General features: G+C 64.9%; 17 protein-coding genes. 3 read left to right on the forward strand and 14 right to left on the reverse strand.

Annotated features, from left to right (window positions below):
• Positions 1–8: 8 nt before the first annotated feature.
• Positions 9–1,880, reverse strand: coding sequence for a glutamine--fructose-6-phosphate transaminase (isomerizing) (glmS, locus tag M3G19_RS02305; RefSeq protein WP_259900267.1), 1,872 nt, complete (start codon positions 1,878–1,880; stop codon positions 9–11).
• Positions 1,881–1,985: 105 nt separating this feature from the next.
• Here glmS and M3G19_RS02310 point away from each other — a divergent pair, with 105 nt between their 5' ends.
• On the forward strand, positions 1,986–2,837 hold the full coding sequence (locus tag M3G19_RS02310; RefSeq protein ID WP_259900268.1) for a dienelactone hydrolase family protein: 852 nt from the start codon (positions 1,986–1,988) through the stop codon (positions 2,835–2,837).
• Positions 2,838–2,855: 18 nt separating this feature from the next.
• Here the strand turns inward: M3G19_RS02310 and M3G19_RS02315 are convergent, their stop codons facing one another.
• From M3G19_RS02315 to eccCa, 10 genes are all read right to left on the reverse strand, one after another.
• Positions 2,856–3,104, reverse strand: coding sequence for a hypothetical protein (locus M3G19_RS02315; RefSeq protein ID WP_210573876.1), 249 nt, complete (start codon positions 3,102–3,104; stop codon positions 2,856–2,858).
• A complete protein-coding gene (locus M3G19_RS02320) occupies positions 3,104–4,594 on the reverse strand; it encodes a hypothetical protein (protein ID WP_259900269.1) in 1,491 nt (496 codons plus the stop codon). Before M3G19_RS02320 ends, M3G19_RS02315 begins: the two co-directional genes overlap by 1 nt.
• Positions 4,587–4,940: a hypothetical protein gene (locus M3G19_RS02325; protein WP_259900270.1), complete on the reverse strand. Its 354-nt coding sequence runs from the start codon at positions 4,938–4,940 to the stop codon at positions 4,587–4,589. Before M3G19_RS02325 ends, M3G19_RS02320 begins: the two co-directional genes overlap by 8 nt.
• Before the next feature lie 58 nt (positions 4,941–4,998).
• Positions 4,999–6,342 (reverse strand): phosphoglucosamine mutase, encoded by a 1,344-nt coding sequence (gene glmM, locus M3G19_RS02330; RefSeq protein WP_259900271.1) that lies wholly within the window; start codon positions 6,340–6,342, stop codon positions 4,999–5,001.
• A gap of 180 nt (positions 6,343–6,522) precedes the next feature.
• Positions 6,523–7,098: a 30S ribosomal protein S9 gene (rpsI, locus tag M3G19_RS02335; RefSeq protein ID WP_259900272.1), complete on the reverse strand. Its 576-nt coding sequence runs from the start codon at positions 7,096–7,098 to the stop codon at positions 6,523–6,525.
• Positions 7,098–7,541, reverse strand: coding sequence for a 50S ribosomal protein L13 (rplM, locus tag M3G19_RS02340; protein ID WP_210573880.1), 444 nt, complete (start codon positions 7,539–7,541; stop codon positions 7,098–7,100). Before rplM ends, rpsI begins: the two co-directional genes overlap by 1 nt.
• 426 nt (positions 7,542–7,967) lie before the next feature.
• Positions 7,968–8,255 (reverse strand): WXG100 family type VII secretion target, encoded by a 288-nt coding sequence (locus M3G19_RS02345; protein WP_087117191.1) that lies wholly within the window; start codon positions 8,253–8,255, stop codon positions 7,968–7,970.
• Between the two features lie 90 nt (positions 8,256–8,345).
• A complete protein-coding gene (locus tag M3G19_RS02350; protein ID WP_259900273.1) occupies positions 8,346–8,669 on the reverse strand; it encodes a WXG100 family type VII secretion target in 324 nt (107 codons plus the stop codon).
• 140 nt (positions 8,670–8,809) lie between these two features.
• Complete coding sequence (locus tag M3G19_RS02355; protein WP_259900274.1) at positions 8,810–9,847, reverse strand: type VII secretion-associated protein; 1,038 nt, start codon at positions 9,845–9,847, stop codon at positions 8,810–8,812.
• A complete protein-coding gene (gene eccCa / locus M3G19_RS02360; protein ID WP_259900275.1) occupies positions 9,844–13,491 on the reverse strand; it encodes a type VII secretion protein EccCa in 3,648 nt (1,215 codons plus the stop codon). The genes M3G19_RS02355 and eccCa overlap by 4 nt, the downstream gene beginning before the upstream one ends.
• Before the next feature lie 279 nt (positions 13,492–13,770).
• Between eccCa and eccD the strand changes: the two genes are divergently transcribed.
• Both eccD and mycP read left to right on the forward strand, forming a co-directional pair.
• Positions 13,771–15,099 carry a type VII secretion integral membrane protein EccD gene (gene eccD, locus M3G19_RS02365; RefSeq protein ID WP_259900276.1) on the forward strand — a complete coding sequence of 443 codons (1,329 nt, stop codon included), beginning with the start codon at positions 13,771–13,773 and terminating at the stop codon, positions 15,097–15,099.
• A complete protein-coding gene (gene mycP, locus M3G19_RS02370) occupies positions 15,099–16,325 on the forward strand; it encodes a type VII secretion-associated serine protease mycosin (RefSeq protein ID WP_259900277.1) in 1,227 nt (408 codons plus the stop codon). The genes eccD and mycP overlap by 1 nt, the downstream gene beginning before the upstream one ends.
• Positions 16,326–16,379: 54 nt before the next feature.
• Here mycP and eccB read toward each other — a convergent pair whose 3' ends face one another.
• From eccB to truA, 3 genes are all read right to left on the reverse strand, one after another.
• Positions 16,380–17,675 (reverse strand): type VII secretion protein EccB, encoded by a 1,296-nt coding sequence (gene eccB, locus M3G19_RS02375; RefSeq protein WP_259900278.1) that lies wholly within the window; start codon positions 17,673–17,675, stop codon positions 16,380–16,382.
• Positions 17,676–17,773: 98 nt separating this feature from the next.
• Entirely contained in the window at positions 17,774–19,933 is a 2,160-nt protein-coding gene (locus M3G19_RS02380; protein ID WP_259900279.1) for a DUF6541 family protein, read from the reverse strand.
• A 48-nt stretch (positions 19,934–19,981) separates the two neighbouring features.
• Complete coding sequence (gene truA / locus M3G19_RS02385; protein ID WP_259900280.1) at positions 19,982–20,902, reverse strand: tRNA pseudouridine(38-40) synthase TruA; 921 nt, start codon at positions 20,900–20,902, stop codon at positions 19,982–19,984.
• Positions 20,903–21,193 lie beyond the last annotated feature (291 nt).

Raw genomic sequence — 21,193 nt, forward strand, 5'->3', positions numbered from 1 at the left:
GGGCTGGTTTATTCGACGGTGACCGACTTGGCCAGGTTGCGCGGCTTGTCGATGTCCTCGTTGCCGCTCTGCTCCGCGATGAACGCGGCCAGGAACTGCAGCGGGACCGTAGCCAGAAGCGGCTGCATGATCGTCGGCGACTGCGGGATGCGCAGCAGCCAGTTTGCGTACGGCTCCACTGCGGTGTCGCCTTCTTCCGCGATGACGATCGTCTTTGCGCCGCGGGCGCGGATCTCCTGGATATTGGAGACGATCTTGGAGTGCAGCTGGGACACGCCGCGCGGGCTCGGCACGATCACGACGACCGGCAGGTCGTCCTCGATCAGTGCGATCGGGCCGTGCTTGAGCTCGCCGGCGGCGAAGCCTTCAGCGTGAATGTACGCCAGCTCCTTGAGCTTCAGCGCGCCCTCGAGCGCGATCGGGAAGCCCACGCCACGGCCCAGGAAGAGCATCGTCTTCACCGCGCCGAGGGTCTCCGCGATATTTCCGCACTCCTCGTGGTTGGCCAGCGCCTGCTCGATCTTCTCCGGGATAGCCTCCAGCTCATCCCAGATCGCTTCGATCTCATCCGGGTACTTCGTGCCCTTTGCCTGCGCGAGCGCCAGGCCGACGATGTAGTTCGCTGCCACCTGCGCCAAAAATGCCTTCGTGGAAGCCACGCCGATCTCCGGGCCGGCGTGGGTGTAGAGCACCGCATCCGATTCACGCGGAATCTGGGAGCCGTTGGTATTGCACACCGCGAGCACCTTCGCGCCCTGCGTCTTGGCGTGGCGGACTGCCTCGAGGGTGTCAGCGGTCTCGCCCGACTGGGAGATCGCCAGCACCAGCGTGCGCTCATCCAGCACCGGGTCGCGGTAGCGGAACTCGGACGCCACCTCGATCTGCACCGGGATGCGCACCCAGTGCTCGATCGCGTACTTCGCCGCCAGGCCGGAGTGGTAGGCGGATCCGCAGGCGACCACGAAAACCTGGTCGAAAGCCTTCAGCTCTGCTTCGGAAATCGAGTTCTCGTCCAGCACGATGCGCTGGCCGTCCCAGTGGCCGGCGAGCGTGTCGCGCACAGCGGCCGGCTGCTCGTAGATCTCCTTCATCATGAAGGAGTCGTAGCCGCCCTTCTCAGCCGCCTCGAGATCCCAGTCGATGGTGAACGGCTTGCCGGTGCCCGGGGTGCCGTCGAAATTGAGCACCTTGTACTCGTCGGCGGTGATCACCACGACCGAGTCGGATTCCAGCTCAACCGCGTCCTTCGTGTACTCGATGAACGCAGCGACATCGGAACCGAGGAACATCTCGCCCTCGCCGACGCCCACCATCAGCGGGGTGGATCGGCGCGCAGCGATGATCTTCTCTGGGTGGTCAGCATGGGTGAACAGCAAGGTGAATGCGCCCTCGAGGCGGTTCAGGACCTTGAGCGCCGATGCTTCGAAATCGCCCTTGGTGGAACCGTCATCCACACCGTTGTAGGCACGTGCGACGAGGTGCGCCGCGACCTCGGAGTCCGTGTCGGAGACCAGCTCGATGCCCTCGCGCTCGAGCTCATCGCGCAGCGGCGCGAAATTCTCGATGATGCCGTTGTGGACGATCGCCGCACGGCCGTCGAACGACAGATGCGGGTGCGCATTCTCATCCGTCGGACGGCCGTGGGTGGCCCAGCGCGTGTGGCCGATCGCCGTCGTGCCGCTCAGCGAGCCCTCGCCGAGCTCAGCGATCTTGTCTTCCAAATTCTGCAGCTTGCCTGCACGTTTAGCGACGTTGAGTTCTCCCCCGCCCGCTACTGCGATGCCTGCCGAGTCGTACCCGCGGTACTCCATCCGGCGAAGCGCCTCCAGTGCGATCGGCAAGCCCTGCTGGTTACCTACGTATCCCACGATTCCACACATGTGGACAAGGATAATGCATGCGTCAAAGACGCTCCGCAGCGCTCCGCTGCCCGCAACGTGCTGATCTGCCGCACCCGCGCACGTCGATGCAGTATCCTATTCTTCGTGTCTGCGAAGTTGAAGAAGCTCAGCGAATTATCCAAGCGTGGCCCTCACCGGGTCATGGAAGGCGACCTTGGCTACACCGGCCTGCCTGGCAAGGTGTACGTCCCCGCCGACGGGAAGGCAGTCCCCGGCGTCGCTTTCGGCCACGATTGGATGAAGAGCGCCAAAGATTATGAGAAGACCCTGCGCCACCTGGCTAGCTGGGGCATCGCCGTGGCTGTTCCCGACACGGAGTGCGGCTTCAAGCCGAACCACGCTGGTTTCGCCGCCGACCTGGAGACGGCGCTGCAGATCCTCGGTGGCGTGAAGCTGGGCAACGGCAACACCACCGTCAGCCCGGGCAAGCTCGGCGTGATCGGCCACGGCATGGGCGGCGGGTGCGCAGTCCTCGCGTCCGTGAACAACGAGAAGGTCAAGGCCGTCGCCCCGATCTACCCGGCCTCGGTCGCCCCGTCTGCGGATAACGCCGCCCGTTCACTGTTCCTGCCCGGCCTGATCATCGGCCCGGATGAGGACGCGGACGCTATTTTCGACCCGGGCAACCCGGCCAAACTGGCCTTCAACTGGTCCGGCCCGGTCGCCTACCGCACTGTCGAGGACGGCAACCAGAAGTCCTTCAGCGAAGACGGCTTCAAGAAATTCCTGCTCGGTCAGGGCCGTTCCAAGGCCAGCGTCCAGGAGACCGTCCGTGGCCTAGTCACCGGCTTTTTGCTGCACCAGCTGGACGGCGACAAGACCTACTCCGCTTATTCGGAGATGGATGCTGCCGGCAAGGGTGTCGAGTCCGTCTTCGGCAAAGAGCTCGCTGACCGCGCGGATTTCGCCCGCGGCGATGTGAAGAGCATCTTCTAGCGTCCGCCGGCGCTGCCCTTAGGCGCGCCGCTGCTCCGTCGGCCCTTCTTTCCGGAGCACTCCCTGCACCCGCCCGTGCCTGGCCCCGCGGTATGTTCCGCGCGGTGTCTGCACGGGCGGTTTTTGCACGTTCATCTCCCTGGCCAGCGCCTGCTGACGCGCCGATTGCTCCATTTGCCGCTGGCTTTCTTTGAGCACCCGCTCGAATTCAAGCATGCGCCGCGCCGTACGGTCTTTGAACTGTTCCGCGAACTGCTGAAAATCCATTACCATCCCCCTGTCTTACGTGCCCGGTGGCTCTCGCCTGCCTGTTCAGGCTGTGCCTTCTCCGCCGGCTCCTCCATCTGCATCTCCTGCTGCTCCGGCACCGCCTCCGCGCCGCTGACTGCAGCCGCTTCCATCAATGCCTTCTTCGGCGGTGGCGGCGGTTCTTTCACCTCAGCCAACTCAGGCGGCGGCGGGATCGTCCCCTCCGGGCACTCGGGCTGTTCCTGTACTGGCTCCGGCTTCTCCTCCGGGCAGTCCGGCTCTGGTTCTGGTTCCGGCTCCGGCTTCTCCTCCGGACAGTCCGGTTCCGGCTTGGGTTCTGGTTCTGGCTCTGGGCAATCGACAACTGGCTCGACTGGGCACTCGATCTGCGCCAGGCACTCTGCAACTGATTGGCCGAAAGCTTCGAGTCCGGCGATGACATGCTGGACCACGCAGTCACCTGCGGGGCCGATAGGCGGGACTGCCGGTGGGGCGGGAACGAGCGCGTTCGGGCACTGGGCAGGGACCGTCTGCGCTACCGGAGTCTGCTGGACAGCGCCGTCCGCGCCCAAGGTGACATCGACGTCAACATTGACGTTGATATTCACGCCAGCATCGAGCCCCGCGGCCGCAGGAACGGTCACCTGCGAAAGAGCTGGCGCGTCAGGCACAGGTTCAGGTAGTTCAGCTGGCCGCGGTGCCTGCTCCGGAGGGCACTCGGCAACCGGAGGTGCGGGAACGTGTTCCGGAGCGGGGTGCGCAGGCGGTGCAGGCGGCGCCGGCGGTGCCGGCGGACAGGGCTCCGGCACAGGCGCGGGCGCAGGGGCAGGTGGGCATTCGCCAGAGGGCGTGTACTGCTTGGTGGCGGGCGGGGTGGTTGCACCAGCGCCGTCGCAAAGCTGCTCCAACCCGTCGTAGCACTGATCAATCGAATCATTGCGATCGTCGACGGTGCCCTCAATGCACACCAAGCCCTCCAGAATCGGGGCGAGGACGGTGGAGCCAAGCGCCACCAATGGGCAATCCTTCAGGGCGGCAAGCAGATCGAGGATCACATCAATCGTCGCCTGTATGCCGCAATCGGCTGACTCATCGATGTCCTTGACGGAATCGGCGCAGTCACAGGACTGCTGGTGGAGATCATCCAACGCATCAGCATGCGTGCCCTGCTCCCCATCAAGGTCACTCTCATGGCTGGCCACGCCGACGCTGCACAGCCACTCCTCCGACCCAGAGGCCAACTCCGTCAGCATGGGCATGGCAGCGAGAACACCGACGATGCCCACGGGACTCCCCGGCGCGGAAGCGGCGCACGCCGGCTTCGGGTTCAACGATTCCACCTGCGGTGGAACGGACGCGATGTCCATCCCATTCGTCTTGTCGATCTTCGCGGAAATGGACGAGACCTTCTGCCCCACAAACTCCACATCCGTCGGCGGGACTCCCGGTAGTACGGCTACGGTGCGTGCGATCTCCCCCAGACCTTCTTTGAGCTTCGCATTAGACATCCTGGTTGAACCTCGCAGCATTGTCGTGGTCAACCCCGTCCACATCCGCGGCCAGCCGCAACATCTCCTCAAACTGGTTGACGCGTGCGCGCAGGCGGTCCACCGTCCGGTCATAGACACGGTCCACCGCCGAGGAGATCTTGTCCCCGCGCTCCGAGAACCCCTCCCCGAACACTCCGGCGTCCACCGACGGTTTCGCTCGCTCTAGACGGTCAATCGCCTCGTTATAACTGTTTATCCTCGTTACCAACACTTCCCGGAACTCGTCCGGTTCTAGGTGCAACTGCTCGGCCACACTCATCACTCCCCCAGCATGGTTGAAGCCGCAAAAAGCGGCAGCCTTCATCTTCCACAGACTTAGACTGCCGCTAGGCCAGTTCGGTTCCCTCGAACCGAAAATTTGTTTACACCGCTGCGACCACCGCGGCCAGACGCCCCGCGACCTTGCGGGCGTGCTCCTCCTCAGAGGCCTCCACCATGACGCGGAACAGCTCCTCCGTGCCGGACGGGCGCAGCAGCACACGGCCGCCCGTGCCCAGCTCCTCTTCTGCTTCAGCGATAGCGTCCTTGATCTCCTGGCTTTCCAGAATGCGGGACTTATCGGAAACAGGAACGTTGATGAGTACCTGCGGCAGCACCGTCATCACGCTCGCAAGCTCCTGCAGGGTCTTGCCCGTCTCCGCCATGCGCTCCATGATGAGCAGGCCGGACAGGGTTCCGTCGCCCGTCGTCGCACGCGCGGGCACCACAATGTGACCAGACTGTTCGCCGCCGAGCGAGAAATCGCCCGCATTGAGCTCCTCGAGCACGTAGCGGTCGCCGACCTTCGTCTCACGCATGGCGATGCCTTCTCGCTGCATGGCGATCTTCAGGCCAAGGTTGCTCATCACAGTCGCCACCAGCGTATTTTCGCGTAACGACGACTTCTCCTTCATCCCCAGCGCCAGCACCGCCATGATCTGGTCGCCGTCGACCACATTGCCCTCTGCATCAACAGCCAGGCACCGGTCGGCGTCACCGTCGTGAGCCAGGCCCAGATCCGCGCCGTGCTCCACGACAGCCTTCTGCACCTGGTCGATGTGCGTGGAGCCGGAGTTGTCGTTGATGTTGTACGCATTCGGCTCGTTGAAGATCGCCACGACCTCAGCGCCCGCCGCGGCGTACGCTTCCGGAGCGATTTTCGATGCCGCACCGTTCGCGCAATCCACCACGACCTTGATACCTGACAGCGATGTCGTCATCGACTCCGCCAGGTGCTCGAGGTAACGCAGGTGCGCATTAGGCGACTCCTCGATAATGCGGCCGATCCCGGTGCCCGTCGGACCACCGGGTTCCAGGTTCTCCATTGCGCGCTCAATCTCGTCTTCCACAGCATCAGCGAGCTTCTTGCCCCCGGCGGAGAAGAACTTGATGCCGTTATCCGGCATCGGGTTGTGCGATGCGGAGATCATCACACCGATATCGGCACCGTAATCGTCGGTGAGAAACGCCAGACCCGGCGTCGGAATCACGCCCACACGCAGCACGTCCACCCCCTTCGACGCCATTCCGGCCGCCATTGCCGCGGCGAGCATCTCGCCGGACACACGCGGGTCACGCCCAATGATCGCGGTGGGCCGCCGCTGCTCCGAACGCTTATTCTGCGTCAGCACCGTCGCCGCCGCCTGCCCCAATTTCAGGGCGAGCGGCGCCGTCAGCGCTTCGTTAGCGAGCCCACGAACACCGTCAGTACCAAACAGTCGAGTCATGAAAGATAATTATGCCGTACACGTTGTGTTTCGCTCGGTGAGGGTTTTCATCCCGTTCTCAAGAGCCGACTGCGTGGGTCGGGGCGTCGATAAGCTGCTTTTCTTTCGTCCCCCTGAAAAGCAGAACGCCGCCGCCCCGACATGCGGGAGCAGCGGCGTAAAGCCTGCGTACAGCAGCGATTAACGCTTGGAGTACTGCGGTGCGCGACGGGCCTTGTGCAGACCAGCCTTCTTGCGCTCCACGGCACGAGCGTCACGGGTGAGGTAACCGGCCTTCTTAAGGGTCGGGCGCTCAGCCGGGTTGTAGATGTTCAGCGCGCGGGCGATAGCCAGACGCAGTGCGCCAGCCTGGCCGGTCGGGCCGCCGCCGCCGATGTTCGCCTTGATGTCGAACTGGTTCTCGCGCTCAAGCAGCGTCAGCGGAGCCAGGATGTCCTGCTGGTGGAGCTTGTTCGGGAAGTAGTCCTCGAACTCGCGGCCGTTGACGATGATCTTGCCCTCGCCCTCGACGACGGTCACGCGTGCGATGGCGCGCTTACGACGACCGACGGTCTGGATCGGACCCTCGTGGTAAACGGGAGCCTCGACGACCTCGTCCTGGGAGTCGTCCTCGCCAGCGACTGCGTCGCCGATGGTGTAGTTGAACTCCTCGGTGGCAGCGGTAGCCGCATCGATGTCGGTCTGGGTAGCCTCGACGCCCTCAGTCTGGTCAGCGGCGTTCGTGGTCTCTTCGGTGATGTTGTTCGGCTCGGTCATTACTGCGCCACCTGCTTAAACTCGAAGTTCTCGGGCTTCTGCGACTCGTGCGGGTGCTCGGAGCCGGTGTAAACGTGAAGCTTCTTAATGGACTGACGGGAGAGGCGGTTGTGCGGCATCATGCCCTTCACAGCCTCTTCGATCACGCGGTCCGGACGCTCGTCGAGAGCACGGCCCAGGGTGATGGACTTCAGACCACCCGGGTAACCGGAGTGGCGGTAGCGCATCTCGCGCTCGCGCTTGTTGGACGAAATGTGGACCTTATCGGCATTGATGACAATGACGTGGTCGCCGGTGTCAGCGTTCGGCGCGTACTGCGGCTTGTGCTTACCGCGCAGCAGGTCTGCGACGGTGGAAGCAAGCTTGCCCAGCACCACGTCGGTAGCGTCGACGACGTACCACTTGCGGGTAATGTCACCGCTCTTCGGGTGGTAGGTAGACATGTTTGACTCCTTGAAGTCTTTATCTAGAGGCTGCCGGCCATGGTGCGCTCAACCTTGCCCTCCCCTGTTCCGGCGGCCGGTGGAGACCCGGTGGGGCGGCCCGGGGACGAACACTTGACTGCACACCGCTCGCGCGGCGGGCATGGTTCATCCACGGTGGGTAAAACACACAGGGCTTAAACCTTAGAGCACGCCCTACTCAGACTCCAAAACGCGACTTTCGCTTCTGCGCTGGTGCGTGCTGTGGGGACAGCACGACAAATGCGTGCGCCCCACCTGCCCATGGTGGTGCGCACGCATTGGAATAGAAACGCTCTGGTGCGGGCCGTTCGCCGCGTCTGCCCTGCGGGATGCTGGGTCAGATCAAAAATTGGCCCGCTTGGTAGATGAGCGGTTCAGCGTTTGGGTTTGTGTTCGTTCGTCGTTTTACCCCCAGCTATTCGCGGCGGCGGTGTTGACGGACTGCATGCGGTCGTTGCCGTCCTCGACGGCGCGGCCGATGGCCGAAAGGATGTCGTTGAGGTCCTGCGCCGCGGTGTCCCACTTGTTCTGGTGCTCCTGGTAGCGGTCAGCCGCTTCGCCTTCCCAAGAGGAAACCATCGGCTTGAGCTGGTCTTTGAGGTCCTCCAGCTGGCTGCCGATATTGCGGGACGAGGTCTCGATGTCGGATGCGGCGTCGGCGAGTGAACCGAAGCCGTACTTGATCACTGTCACTGTGTGTTCTCCCTGATTCAGATCAATGTGGTGGTGTGTGCGTGTTGCGGTGTGTGGTCCGGTCCGATGCTTGTGGCGTTGTTTCGCGCGCTACAGCGCAAGACCGCCGGCTGGTGCGATGTTTGCGAAGGCATCGGAATTCGTTGCGTCGACGTCTTCGAAGTTGCTGGCGTTGTCGCGGAGATTCGACGCGATGTCGCCGAGTGCTTCGCCAAGACGGCGCTCCGCGTCATCGAAGCGGACCATCAAATCGTCGAAGCTGGCCTGCGCGCTGCCGGACCAGTAATCGCGCGTGGACTGCGCGACATCCTGCAGGCGGTTGAGCTCGGCATTGACCGAGTCGTTGGTGTCGTCTACGTTGTTCGCCGCGTTGCGCATGACGTCGGCTTCTGTACGGAACTGAGCGGTGCTCATATTTCCTCCCCCGATATTGTTGTGTGCAATGGATTGTGGACGTGGTCTGCGGCGCTGAGGCCGTTTGTGACCTTTCCACCCTTATTGGACTGTTCTTCACCCTGTTTCGGTTCCCTGCGAACCGGAACTTTTTTCGTGCCTCAGCCGGGCGGGGTGAAGCGAGCGGATTCGTTGGCCATGGTGCACGTGGCTAATTGAACAGTGGTGGGCGCGGTACGTGTGTGGCAGCCGATGGAAATCTGCACGTCACGGTCGGTCCAGGTGGACCACAATGCGTGGGATCCGTCCGGAAGCGCATGCTCGTAGCGGACGCTGACCTCGTCGCTTTCGGTGTGGCGAAGCTCCGGATCCTCCTCGATGTCTTTTTTCACCTGCCGCATGATGTCTTCGGGCGGGACGCCGTAGAGCGGGTCCACCGCGAGCTGCAGTCGGAAATCCGGGTCAGGTCCGGTCGCTCGCCACATGTCGCCGTCGGGCTCGAGGCGAAAGCCGACGGGCAATTCCACGGTCAAACCGTCTTGTTCGAGGACGACCTTTTCTATTTTCGGTTCAGCGGGATCCGGATCAGGCGCAGGCGTCTCACCGGGCTCGTCACCGACGCTGTCCGTCGGCAACGCCGCACCTGCCGAATCACCGGAGACTGCGATGTCTGCCCCACTATTCTCATCTCTTTCCTCGTCGCTTCCCCGTCCGGCGACGAACCAGATCGCTGAGGCGCAGACCGCGGCAACCAGACCGACCGCGCCGACAAGCGCATAGCCGGATCGGCCGAAGCGTTCCTGCCGACGCGGTTCCAGCGCTGGACGCCGGATGGGGATTTCCCGGATTTCCTCCCATTCGTCAGTCGAGGGGTGGGTGTCAGTGTCATCGGCCTCGTCCAGCGACTCGCAGGTCAGCTCGACTTCGTAGTCGCCGAATGCGCAGATGAGCTGCTTGAGTGTCGCATCAGTCGCGACGAGATGCACGGGTGTCCACTTCGGGTGTTCGCCGAGCACACTGCGGACATAACTGACGATCTCGCCGGCGGACGGCTTGTCGTAGCGGTGCACATTGGCCAGGCCGGAAAAGACCGTGCATTCATCATCGACGGTGACGGTGAGAAGGGCTTTAGCACCCGGTTCTGGTGACGTGTCGGCGGCAGCGGATGAGCGGCCGCCGGTGACGTGGGCGGTGGTCATGGGGTCTCCTCGGATTGGGGTGCGGATGGGACGTCGCTAAGCGTGTTTTCTGCGATGTGGATCGGGCCGATCTGCTCGTTGTCGCGGACGAAGATGCCGCGGCCAGGGCGCAACGGCAGCGGGCGAACGCCGAAGAGCGCGCCTTCGTCTTTGGTGCCGGAGAAGAGCACGACGTCGGGCAGTTGGTCCTTGAGGGCGCTGAGGAACGGTGCGAGCAGGGCACGGCCCGTGCCGCCGAATTTGCGGGCGGCGATGATGTGCAGGCCAATGTCGTGCGCATGCGGGATGAGCGGCAGCAACGGGCGGAGATTCTCTTCACCAACGAGTTCGAGATCGTCAACGACTACGTAAATATCCGGACCCGTCCACCAATTGCGAGCGGCGAGCTGTTCGGCAGTGATATCGGGGCCAGGCAGACGCGCAGTCAGGGTCGTCGCGGTATCCGCGAGCGCGGTCTTCGCGGCATCGGTCGACCCACCGTAGGCCGCGACCATCGGGTGATCCGCGTGCCGCAGATGGGTGCGACGCGGATCGATCACCACCATGCGGGCACGCTCACGCGGCATCGTCGCAAGCTGCCCGATCACCGTTGCCACCAGCGTGGATTTTCCTGCGCCGGAAGCACCGACGGCGAGCAGGTGCTGGCGGTCGAAGGTGACAGGTTCCACGTCGCGCCCGCCGATGCCGAGCAGGATCCGCCCGTCTCGCTCAGCCGGCACGGACTGCGCGAGCTCGTCGATGGCAATGCGCGCTGGCAGGACCTTCAGCTTCGGCACCGGGGTCTGGTCCGCCGCCTGCGCGGCAATGTGCGCAATGTCTTCCTTCGCGGTCGCCGCGATGAGCATGCTCTTTCCCGCAGCGGTAATGCCGCGGCCCGGCGCGGCAGGCAGCTTCTCCTGCAATTTCCGGTCCAGCAGCGAATCCATCGGCTCAGTGAGTTTGAGCTCCAGACGCGTGCCGATGAGGTCGCGCACATTCGGCCGCACCGCATTCCACCGCTGCGTGGTCACCACCAAGTGCACACCCGCAGCCGGGCCTTCCGCAGCGATCGTGGCCAGGGCATCTTTCAGATCCTCCAGCTTCGAATCGGCAGCGATAAGCGAGTGCCAGCCATCGACGACCAGTACGGTCCGCGCGGGAAACGCACGTCGCTTATCGACGATCCCCAGCACCTCATCCACCACCCTTTTCACCTTCTCCTCGTCGCCGCGCCCGGCCACACCGGCGACGTGGGGCAGGGATTCAAGCACGTCCGAGTCCCCGCCACCGGCGTCGATGACATAAAAGCCCAGTTGGTCTGTGGTGTGCGTCGCCGCCAAGGAGGCAATGATCGTCCGCACCGCCATCGACTTGCCGGTCTGCGGCCCGCCTGCCAGCGCCACATGCCCGCCGGAGACACCGAGATCGATGGTCAGGGGGTGTTGGCGTTGGTGGTACGGGTCGTCGATAAGCCCAATGCTCGCTTTGAGCTCCCCGCTGTCCTCGCACACCTCCGGAAGTCCCACGCGTGGCGGCAGCGGCGGAAGCCACACGGTGTGCGCGCTCTGTCCACGCGCTGCCGCTGTCTTCTGCGCGGCGCTCACGACCTCGGCGAGCATCGTCGTCGTCGGATCAGGAAGAGCCGCCGCGACCGCGGGCTCATCAACCTCGTCCCATCCCGCGAACAACCTGACCTGCGGTGCTGCCCCTGGGCTCGTCGGCTCAGCCGGACGCATGAGCGGGCCGGAGACATAGGACGCTTTGAAGCGTGTGAGCTCCGTCGACGCTGTCTTGATATAGCCCGCGCCCGGGTCCGCGGGCAGCTCGTAGGCATCTGAAACCCCGAGCACCTGGCGCGATTCTGCCGCGGAAAATGTGCGCAAACCGATCCGGTACGACAAATGCGAATCGAGCCCGCGCAGCTTGCCCTCTTCGAGGCGTTGCGAAGCAAGCAGAAGATGCACGCCCAGCGAACGTCCCAAACGCCCCACCGCGACGAAGAGATCCGCGAAATTCGGGTGCTGGCCGAGCAGCTCCGAGAACTCGTCGACCACAATCACCAGCGATGGCAACGGGTCGAGATCCGGTCGGGTGCTCGTGCGCGCTGCGTTGTATTCAGTGATATTGGCGAAGTTCCCCGCCGCGCGCAGCAGCTCCTGCCGACGGTTCATCTCGCCGGAGATCGCATCAAACATGCGCTCAACCAGCACCGCCTCGTCTTCAAGGTTGGTGATCACCGCTGACGTGTGCGGCAATCCCTCGCAGCCCAGGAAGGTCGCGCCGCCCTTGAAATCGACCAGCACCAGGTTGAGCTCGTCCGGCGAATGCGTCGCCGCGAGCGCCACAACGAGTGTTCTTAAAAGTTCTGATTTTCCGGACCCCGTCGCGCCGATGCACAACCCATGCGGCCCCATGCCGCCGTGCGCCGATTCCTTCAGGTCTAGGTAGACCGGCCCGCCGTTTGGGTCGACGCCGATCGGGACGGTGAGACGCTGCCGGCTCCCCTCGCGTCCCGGCCACATGGCGGGCCCGGCGAGATGGTCGATGTCGTCGATGCCGAGCAAGTCCAGCAGTCCCCCGCCGCGGGGTGTGTTCCCATTTCCGTTGTCCGGCCTGCGATAGAACGCCAGGTTGCGGTAGATGAATTCGGCGGCGCCTGCGCTGAACGTGTCGGTCTCGCCGAGTCTCTCCACACCGGATGTGGTCACCGCGTCGATCTCGTCGCCGCACAGCAGGTGGAGTGCATCGTCGTGGACGAACGCGTTCGTGTCCTCGGTGACGGCGAGAACACAGTCCGCTTCCCCATAGGCCATGGCCTTCGGCGATGCCGCATCCACGACCGCCACAGTGAAACCAGCTGCGCCGGGGTCGCGGGTATGCGGCAGCCATTTCGCCGCCTCCAACCCGGGGGCGCTGATTTCCAGCCCGACTGCCTCCGGACCATGGAAGAACGCCAGTTGCGCCACGATCGACCGCGCCACCTCGTGCGCCCGCGGGCCAGCCAGAGTGAGCAGCGGGAATGCCTCCAATTGAATCACGATAGGCATGCGCGGCACTGTGCTGACCGCGGCGACCGTGCGGCGCAGACTCACCGCGCACACCGGATCCAAGTCCTCCGGGGAGCCCGGATCTGCGACCTCCACCGGAGTGCACAACGATGACCTGCCTGTGCCGACTCGAACCTCGTATGCCCGCGGATCCTTGCTCGTGCGCTCCCACACTCGTTCCGCATCCACGGCATTGACCAGGTGATCCGGGTGCGGGTGGAAGAATTCCACGTGCTCGCGCTGCTGGGCGGCATTGCTCCGTGCACGCTCCGCCAAGGCATCCAGATGGCGCAGATACACCCGGCGCGACTCGTCGATATCACCGGCCTTTTCCGGCGGGTTCAACGTGGTCAGAAGGCCCATGATCATCATGAGCGGAAAGACCATCATCATGGGGCTGATCCCGCGCCCGCTGAGCGCGAAGATAGCCACCATCGCTCCGATGGCCGCGACCATCACCACGGGCATGATGATGCGCATGAGTGGCTCCGGCGGTTTGCGCACCGCCTGCGGCACGCTCTCCGCATCGAGCTGCCCCGTCGGCAGTGGCGGTGCCGTCTGCGCAGTAGTCCCGGCAGCCGGCGGCGCTTGAATCGGGTCGTTATCGAGCCCCAACATTCGTGATTTCTCCCCCCTCGAGAATTCGCGCACCCCACACCTTTACGGTTTTGTCCGCACGTGCGGTTCTTTGGTCAGGGAGCCCCCCGGCTTCCCTGCCCACCACAGCGTGGCGGTGCGTCGATGATTCCGAATCATAGGCAACAACCCCGCACCGCGCGCAGCGAAAAGTCCCGAAAACGGCGCATTGTCTACTGAAGTAGACATCGACGGCCCCCACGCACCCCCGTGACGGGGCAGACTGGAACAGAACAACCAATCGTGAATCCGGGGGGAATCATGGTCGCTGCATCGACCCATCATGTTGTCCGCGTGACCGTGCGCATCAGCGCGGCACCGATCTACCGTTCCGTCGACGTGAGTTTGCCCACGTCATCGACACTGAGCGAAGTGCTGCCCGAATTGGCGCGGCTGATTGAGCTGCCGCAAACAGCCGGCCGACCATGGGAGTTCGCCACTGCGGCGGGCGCACCGCTGGACCCGCATGTTTCGCTACACAATATGCGGCTTCGCGATGGCCAGGTCCTCGCCCTACGCCCGCACGAACCCGTCGATCCGCCAGTGGTGCGCGATGCCGCGGAGTCATTGGCGGCGGCAGCTGCGGCCACCACTCGTTCGGGGATTGACACTGCCGCGACCTTCGCCGGTGCTGCCGCCGCGGGGATCCTCACCGCATCCATGTCCGCTCCCCTAGCTGGTGCGGCCGTTACTGCATTGCTCCTGCTCGTGATCGCTGTGGCCGCCCGGTCCCGCGCTGTCTTTCCCGCCGCGGCATGCGCCGCCAGCGCAGTCTGCGGTGCGTGGGTGAGCGGGATCCACGACGGAACCGGTACCTGGCCGCCCGCGACCGATCTCGCATTCGGCGCGATGACTGCGTGTGTGATCGCGGCCGCCCTGACCGTGGGCGGTGCGGTGCTTGGCCTCGCCGGCCCGCGCGTGACATCGGCGGCGCTGACCAGCGCGGCTCTTATTCTCGCCGGCTCACTCGCAGTCTGGATGCCCTCCCCGACAGCCCCGTACGCGGCGGTAGTGCTCGCCGGGATCGCCGCGGTGATGCTCACCCCGTCGGTGGCCACACGCGCTGCGGGCTTGCGCATTCCGCGGGTCCCCACCGCTGGGCAGGAATTCGGCATCGCGGACGATTACCAGGATGATGTGGACGCGCGTTCGGACGCCGCCCGCGCCATCACCGCCGGCATCAGCGTCGCCGCCGCGCTGTGCGTCATTCCGGCGCTCGTCGTACTCGCCCGCTCCGGTGGCGGATGGGTCTTCGCGTTGTGTCTGTGCACCGCGGGCGCGCTCATCGTCCACGCATCGCGCCACCACGGCACGATTCCGCGCCTCAGCCTCGGTAGCACCGCGATGCTGGCGCTGACCTGCGGTGTCACGGCCGTTGCAGTCGTCGACGGCGCACACCCGGCGCTACTCATCGCTGCCGGGATCACCGCTCTTACCGCCGCTACTGCCGCGCTGTGGGCTGCCCGTGTGCCGGATCTCGAACCGACCACGCTCGTCTGGCTCGAACGCGCCGAGGCCGCCGCGATCATTGCCGTCATTCCGCTCGCGGTGAAGCTCACTGGCATCTTCGATCTCATTCGGGGGCTGTAATGCGCGCATTTTCTCGCCTCTCGACGTCCCTTGCCGCCCTTCCTTTCCTCCTTCCCGCCATCTCCTGCCCGCACCTCGCGGCTGCTCAAGACATCACCTGCGCTGTCGGCGCACCCGCGGGCGAAACAGATGACATCCATACAAGCGAGGCCACTGAGACCCGCTTCCAATTGCACCGTCTGGCCACAGGGGCCGGCGTCAAAGTGGCGGTGATCGACACCGGTGTTGCCGGTCATCCGCAGTTGAACCAGCTTTCCGGTGGCGCCGACTTCGTCACACCCGATACCCCGGAACCGTTCAAGGATTGCGATGCGCACGGCACCGTCGTCGCCGGCATCATCGCCGGAACTGACGCCGGGATCGCTCCGGACGCGGAGATTCTGTCCATCCGCCAGTCCTCAGCCCACTACCGCTCACCTGCTCCCCGCGGGGAAGATGCGCCAACCGCTGCCACCATGGGTGACCTGGAGACACTCACACGGGCGATCCATAACGCGCTCGACGAGAACGCAAAGGTCATCAATATTTCTGTGGTTTCCTGCGTCGAACCGGAACTCGCGCCCCGCGTGGATACCCGGGGTCTGAAAGACGCTCTCGGCCGCGCCGAACACTCAGGTGCTGTGGTGGTCGCAGCCGCCGGCAACCTGTCACGCGAGTGTCCTGCCGGTTCCACTGTTTTCCCCGCGCATTTTCCTACGGTCCTCGCTGTCGGTGCGCGTGCCGATTCCCACACCATCGCCGATTACTCCCTCCCCGTCCCTGAAGGCGCCACGCTGCTCACCGCTCCCGGCACTGTCGAGCGCGCTTCCGCCCCAGGTGTCAGGGGATGGACTGTGGGCAAGGCGGGCGAGCGCGGTGAAATCGAACCATTCGCCGGGACGAGCTTCGCCGCACCGGTGGTCAGCGGCACCGTCGCCCTTTTGCGCCAGCGCCATCCGCATGCCACACCTGCCCAGCTCCGCGACATGATCACCGCCTCCGCGGAACCGCGCGGCGGTGCCGTCGACCCGCTGCGAGCTGTCTCATTCGTCGAACGCGAGCAGAGCGCCGACACCGCACCGCTGCGTGCACGCCCAATTGAGACCATTGATTCCGCTGCCCCACACCGAAGCAGTTTCACGGTCGCAAGCGTCGTGCTCGTCGCTGCCCTTGCTGTCGCAGTGGGCGCTTTTCGACGGATACTCCTCCAGGGTCGGCCCCGGCATCGCTCCATTCACCACGGCTAAAACTCACCGCGAGGGTGAAGCGCCGAGACCAGATTGACTGGCGCCGCAGCGCTATCAGTAGGTCGCGGTCAGCGCTGCCTCGCGTGTGAGGGCTGGGCCTTCGGGCAGGAGACTGAGGATGCTCCACGGAACGGTGTCCACGTGCAGTGCGCCGACGACATCGAGGTTGTCCCTGGTATCCACCAGATGGCGCTGGCCTGAAGCGGACACGACGTGGTAGCCGGCACCGGTGTCGACGCCGACAGCACCGGAGGCTAACCCGACGAAATGAGTCGCGGGGCTATCACCGGACAGCTCGACCGATCCTGCGGTCAAGACATCCGAGTCTGGGGCTACGAGTGCAACAGAGCCTGACTCGGTCACGCACACGGCCGATTTCTTTGGATCCACCCACTCCGGCGCTTTCTCCGGAACGGCGATATCTAGCGGGACTTGGGCATCCGGATACGCGGCAATCTGGGAGGGGGAAGAGGTTGAGGTGGGGGCGGCGGCGTCGATAAGCAAATGCTTCTGCAATTCCGAAACGGGCTGAATGCCGCCATGCTGTGTGACAGCCCATGCTTCGTCGGTGCCGTCGGCGAGCAACAGGCGCGGCAACGGGTGCGGCAGGCGGACCGGCGGAAGTTCGCGGATCGCGGACAGCACCGGCGCGCTGATGTCCGCGCGTACGACCCGCGCGTCGATGCCCAGCGCGCGTCGGATCAGCCTGCCCTGTGCATCGCTGTCTGACGGAAGTTTTGCGCGCCCCTCATTCGTAAGCATCCACTCGTTACCGCCCTGAGTTACCGCGACAGCCTGGCCGTCGGCGAGCTGCTGCACCGGTTCCCCGGCGACAACCGTGACGCGCTTTTCCCCCTCGCACGCCGACCACGCAGCATCCACCGCATCGCCCGGCGCGAACATCGCCGGCGCCGTAGCGATGCCCAACGGCACACCGCGCGGCATCTCGGTGAGCCGCTCCTCCCCCACGCGCTGCGGCTCCTCCGCGCTGCCTGCGATCAGGCGTGCCGACGTCAGGTTCGTCACCGGGTGCACCACCTCCCCGACCCGCACGTACATCGCCCCGTCATTGGCCCGCAGAATCGCCGCCGTGCCCGGATCCGGATTCGGCCGCAACCACGCGAACAGCCCCGAACCCGCCGCGATGAGCGCCACCGCGACAATCCCGAAAATCGCCGAACGCCGCCGTGCCGCCAACGGATCATGAATCATCCGGATATCCCCGTAAATGAGCCCGTGTTCCACGCGCCGGCGCATGAAACGGTGCCCGGACACCTGTGAACGCGTCGTCGGCAACAGCCTGCGCGCCTGCTTTGTCTCCCCTGAAATGGCATGAGTGTGCTGAGCCATGTGGACGCCCCCCGTCGATTAGCAATGGCTTCTTTAAACGACGCTAAGCGCATGCGGGGCGGGCTTCAACCCGAAAATGCGTACTGAAATGCGCAACGCTATTCGACGTCCGCGCCCGCCAGCTCCTCACTCGTCGGAGTCAGCTCAGGCAGTTCGGTGGAGCCGCCGTTGGCGACGGCGTCGCGCTGAAGTTCCTTGATCTCAGCCGGGGTGAGCTGCGCGTTGACGGCGAAGATGGTCACGCGGCCGCGCTGGTAGACGGGCGTGACACCGGGGGTGGTCCACAGGGCCTTGTCCACCTGCCAGTTCTTGGGACCGGGCCAGAAGGTGTTGCCGGACGAGACGATGAAGCGGACGCCCAGGTCGGCAGCGGCGTCGTCGGCGGGCGATTTCTCGTTCGGTCGGCCACGTTCACCGGCGCCGAGCTGGCCGGCGCGGTCGGCGAGCAGGTTCGAGTCGACGCCCATCCCGCCGTTGGGCCACAGGTAGTGGCGGGCGACGGTGGGGACGCCGTTGATGGCATAGGCCCAGGAGTAGCCGTCGGTGGATTCACCCATAACGAGCCCCTCCTGTGCTTCCGGGCGGGAGCCGAGCCACGCATAGGCGGTCATCTGGTCGTCGTCGACCATGCGGTCGTTGAGGCGGGAGGCGTCGAATGACATTTCGGCGCCGTCGACGGCGACGGTGGACGCCCAGGCGCCAGCACCCCACCCGGTCAGCGCAGCGAGCACGGCTGATGCGAGCGAGGTGCCCCACACCCACGGGCGAGTGCCGTAGCGGGCGGCGATGGGTGCGAGCGTGAAGACGCGGATGATCACGGCCGCACCGACGGCGGCGCCGGCGATGACGGTCAGCGCCACCACGGTGACGATGCGGTGCGCCGAGTTGTAGTGCGGCGCGCCCAGCATGGTCAAAAGCGGTTCCCACATCCCGTCGAACGGGTGCAGCGCGTGTGCGGTGGTGGCCACCATGATCCCGTAGAAGACCGGCGCCCAGACCTGCCCGCGCCACACCACCATTGCGATGGCACCGAAACCGGCGAGCCACAGCAAGATGGTGGGGTCGAAATCGGGGAAGAACTCGCCCACGTGGCGGGTCTCCATCATGAACGCCTTGTCCCAGGCCTCCTCAGCGGTGACATTCTCACTCGCGTCCCAGGTGTTCACTTCCCCAGACTGAGCCTGGCCGGCGAGCAGCTGCGGGAGGAACGCCACCGTCGCACCAAGCGCCGGGATGGCCAACCAGAGAACATCGCCGACGCGCGAGCGGTCCGGGCGCCACACCAGGTACGTCGCCCAGTACAGCAGGACGGCGAGCACTACCACGAGTACGGCCGACGGGTGGACCTGCATCATGCCCAGGAAGGCGAACAGCGTCGGCAGTGCCAGTGCCCGGTAGCGCGGCACCTGGTGGAACAGCGCGATGACGAGGCCGGACAGGCCGATCGCCACGATGTACGGGCGCATGCCCACGAAGTCCGGGATCCACACCAGCACCGGCGACGCATACACACCGATGGCGGCCAAGCCCGCGGCGATCTGCGCGACCATGCCGTGGCCGCGCGCCATCGCCCATGCCAGTCCCGCGGCGCCGGCGGGCAGGGCGAGGCTCGGCAGAACAATCGACGCCAGGTTCACTGCCTCCACAGGGGCAAGGCCGCCAGCTTTGGCGAACAGCGCGGTCGCCGCGTGGAACGCGGACGGGTAGAACAGGTCGATGTGCGTTTCAGGGTTCTGCAGTTCGCCCATCCGGGTGGGCGAGGCAATGCCTTCTTCCATGATGAAACGCACGGCGTTGACGTGCCATTGGATGTCCCAGCCCTGGACGATATTGTTCAGCTGGCCCGGCACCTTCGACTGGAGTTCGAGCTGTTTCGCGACCAGCATCCACACGCCAGCCACGACACCAGCTCCGGGGAGCACCCACGACGGGTCGGCGATGCTGCCACGCCGCCAGTCACCCGGCCACAGGGCACGTACCCAGTTCTTCGCGGCGCGCTTTTTCGCCCGTCGCGCGAATGCGTAGCGCCACCCGGCCGCCAGGCACAGCATGAGCACTAAGAACACGATGAAGGACGGCCACCCGAAGCGGATTCCCATCGCGCCGTACAGCCAGCTGCCCAGCCCGACGATGCCGAAGGTCGCGGGCAAGGATGCTGCAGCGGCAGCGGGCAGTTTCGCGCCCGCGACCCACGCGAAGATGAGTCCCGGCAGGGTGAACACAGCGATGGCCAGCCACACGGCGCCGACTGCATCCATGCGTTCTACCTCCGGGCAACTCTTTCGGACGATTCCTGCCCAAGCAGTTTATTCCGTTGCACGGGGTGACTCGGAGTGCACCTCCGAAGCGTCGCGCAGCTCGCGCGTCACCGCCGCGCGAGCTGCGAGTTCGTCGTCCGCCGGATAGTCGACGCGCGTCAAGGTCAACCCGTTTGCGGGTGCCAGGCGCACCGCCGGCGAGCGTTCCTTCGCCCCCAGCAGTGCGGCAGCCCAGTCTTCGTCACGCTTGCCCGAACCGACGTCGAGACAGGTCGCCACGAGCGCGCGGACCATGTGCCAGCAGAACGCGTCGGCGACAATGACCGCTTCGAAGAGTTCCGGTTCCTCGTCGGTAGAGATGTCGCGCCATTCAAAGGAGCGGACTTCCCGGATCGTGGTGGCGTGCGGGCGCGCTTTGCAGAATGCGGCGAAATCATGCAGCCCCACCACCGCATTCGCGAACTGCTGCGCGGCATCGAGGTCCACTTTCTTCGGCCACACGGCGGTGTCGCGCACGCGCAGAGGCAATGCCCCGCCGTCCGCGGTGGTCACCCGGTAGCGGTAGGTGCGCGTCAACGCGGAAAAGCGCGCGTCGAACCCGTCGGGTGCGGTGGACACAGCCGAAACACGCACATCAGGCTCAAGCAATTTCGCTAAACGACGCACCAACCGCCCCGGATCCCCCTCAATCGACCTCTGGTCCAGCGATGCCACCGGGATATCCGCATGCGCCACCTGACCGGAGGCGTGCACCCCCGCATCCGTCCGGCCCGCCACCGTCAGCTCCACCGGGTAGCGCAGGATCAAGCTCAGTGCGTTCTCAAGCACGCCCTGCACCGTGCGGAGTTCCTCCCCGCCGGTTGGTTTCTGGCGCGCCCAGCCGTGGAAGTCCGAGCCGTCGTAGGCGACATCGAACCGCAGGCGCACCATCTCTTCCCCGTGTGATGCGCGTATGCCTGTGTCAGTCATACCTTCAGAATAAATGGCCCGAAATAGGCAGGTTCACCGGGGGAGACGGGATTTTGAGAAGTCTCGCCGCTTATCGAGAACGGAAAACTTTGGATGAGAGATCCTGTTATTTCCTATACTCGATGCCGTGGAACTGCCCTGCCGGCTTCGGCACAGCAGTTCGGGCCCCGTTGATTGCTACTGGCGCGCGGGGCCCATTCATGTTCATGAACCAAACTCAAGCAGAAAGCAACGAGAAAACGCCCGCTCCCCTTTCGACAAGGGAGCGGGCGTTTAGGGCTTACAGGCGCG

Origin of the sequence: Corynebacterium sp. p3-SID1194 (assembly GCF_025144155.1) — a bacterium.
In the GTDB taxonomy this organism is placed as follows: Bacteria; Actinomycetota; Actinomycetes; order Mycobacteriales; family Mycobacteriaceae; genus Corynebacterium.

Coding starts and splice junctions, on each gene's coding strand:
- M3G19_RS02380 (WP_259900279.1), bottom strand. CDS start 19,933: ATGGATGCAGTCGGCGCCGTGTGGCTGGCCATCGCTGTGTTCACCCTG.
- M3G19_RS02355 (WP_259900274.1), bottom strand. CDS start 9,847: ATGACCACCGCCCACGTCACCGGCGGCCGCTCATCCGCTGCCGCCGAC.
- eccCa (WP_259900275.1), bottom strand. CDS start 13,491: ATGTTGGGGCTCGATAACGACCCGATTCAAGCGCCGCCGGCTGCCGGG.
- eccB (WP_259900278.1), bottom strand. CDS start 17,675: ATGGCTCAGCACACTCATGCCATTTCAGGGGAGACAAAGCAGGCGCGC.
- M3G19_RS02315 (WP_210573876.1), bottom strand. CDS start 3,104: ATGGATTTTCAGCAGTTCGCGGAACAGTTCAAAGACCGTACGGCGCGG.
- eccD (WP_259900276.1), top strand. CDS start 13,771: ATGGTCGCTGCATCGACCCATCATGTTGTCCGCGTGACCGTGCGCATC.
- M3G19_RS02320 (WP_259900269.1), bottom strand. CDS start 4,594: ATGTCTAATGCGAAGCTCAAAGAAGGTCTGGGGGAGATCGCACGCACC.
- glmM (WP_259900271.1), bottom strand. CDS start 6,342: ATGACTCGACTGTTTGGTACTGACGGTGTTCGTGGGCTCGCTAACGAA.
- glmS (WP_259900267.1), bottom strand. CDS start 1,880: ATGTGTGGAATCGTGGGATACGTAGGTAACCAGCAGGGCTTGCCGATC.
- truA (WP_259900280.1), bottom strand. CDS start 20,902: ATGACTGACACAGGCATACGCGCATCACACGGGGAAGAGATGGTGCGC.
- mycP (WP_259900277.1), top strand. CDS start 15,099: ATGCGCGCATTTTCTCGCCTCTCGACGTCCCTTGCCGCCCTTCCTTTC.
- rplM (WP_210573880.1), bottom strand. CDS start 7,541: ATGTCTACCTACCACCCGAAGAGCGGTGACATTACCCGCAAGTGGTAC.
- M3G19_RS02325 (WP_259900270.1), bottom strand. CDS start 4,940: ATGAAGGCTGCCGCTTTTTGCGGCTTCAACCATGCTGGGGGAGTGATG.
- M3G19_RS02350 (WP_259900273.1), bottom strand. CDS start 8,669: ATGAGCACCGCTCAGTTCCGTACAGAAGCCGACGTCATGCGCAACGCG.
- rpsI (WP_259900272.1), bottom strand. CDS start 7,098: ATGACCGAGCCGAACAACATCACCGAAGAGACCACGAACGCCGCTGAC.